The sequence below is a fragment of the Mesorhizobium sp. M2E.F.Ca.ET.209.01.1.1 genome, from assembly GCF_004010375.2.
Lineage (GTDB): Bacteria > Pseudomonadota > Alphaproteobacteria > Rhizobiales > Rhizobiaceae > Mesorhizobium.
Genome location: NZ_SADP02001179.1, coordinates 1 through 290, shown reverse-complemented (window position 1 = coordinate 290; position 290 = coordinate 1). Strand labels below are relative to the sequence as shown.

General features: G+C 67.9%; 1 pseudogene. It reads left to right on the top strand.

Annotation, left to right across the window (positions count from 1 at the left end):
* Positions 1-41 precede the first annotated feature (41 nt).
* Positions 42-290: pseudogene (locus tag EN852_RS39630) on the top strand (glutamate 5-kinase); the annotation flags it as partial.

The following is a 290-nucleotide window of genomic DNA, read 5'->3' as shown; positions in this document are numbered from 1 at the left end:
GACGCCGTTCCGGCTCCCGTCGAGACGCGTTGGCAAAACCCATGAAGTCGTTGAAGTCCTACAAGCGCATCACGGTGAAGATCGGCTCGGCGCTGCTCGTCGACCGGACGACGGGCTTGAAGCGTGACTGGCTGACCTCGCTTGCCGACGACATCGCGGTGCTCGCGAATGCCGGCGCGGAAGTGCTGGTCGTGTCGTCGGGCGCGATCGCGCTCGGCCGCACCATCCTTGGCCTTGGCAAGCGCGCGCTGAAGCTCGAGGAGAGCCAGGCGGCGGCGGCCGTCGGCCAG